General features: G+C 65.4%; 1 protein-coding gene. It reads left to right on the top strand.

What is annotated here, in order from left to right; genetic code table 11:
• Window positions 1-526: branched-chain amino acid ABC transporter permease (locus EN884_RS37840; RefSeq protein ID WP_164895510.1), on the top strand; the 526-nt coding region annotated here is incomplete at its 5' end.
• Window positions 527-625: the final 99 nt, after the last annotated feature.

Genomic DNA, 625 nt, shown 5'->3' on the forward strand with positions numbered 1-625 from the left:
CTACTATCTGATGGTGGTGGCTTTCGTCACGGCAGCGGCGGTGGCGAGCTGGGCGATCATCCACTCCTCCTATGGCCGCACGCTGCGCGCCATCCGGGAGAACCAAAAGCTGGCCGCCTCGCTCGGCATCAATGTCGGCCGCCACAAGATCGGCGCCTTCGTCGTCAGCGGCGTCTTTGCCGGCATCTCCGGCGTGCTGTTGGCCTATTTCCTCGGCCACATCTCGCCCTCGCAATTCTCGTCTTTCCCCAGCATCTACCTGGCGCTGATGGTGATGATCGGCGGGGCAAGGCTGATCGAGGGCCCGCTGGCCGGCGGCATCCTCGTCGCCTTCCTGCCGGAAGTGCTCAACCTCGATCCGGTGCAGTCGCGCATCGTCTACGGCGTCTGCCTGATCGCAGTCATCATGCTTTTGCCCGATGGCCTGATCGGCGGTGTCGTGCGGGCGCTTCGCTCGATGTTGGCGGGCAATCCGAAGCGGGAGACGAAAGAGCGCGATACCGCCCCCTCGGAGGCACGGCGGTGAGCCCGATCCTGGCGATCAGCGGCCTGAGCAAGCAGTTCGGCGGTGTCACGGCACTTGGCGGCGTCGACCTCGCCGTCGAAGAAGGCGAAATCCTCGGCG

This window comes from Mesorhizobium sp. M7A.F.Ca.AU.001.01.1.1, assembly GCF_004022735.1.
In the GTDB taxonomy this organism is placed as follows: Bacteria; Pseudomonadota; Alphaproteobacteria; order Rhizobiales; family Rhizobiaceae; genus Mesorhizobium; species Mesorhizobium ciceri.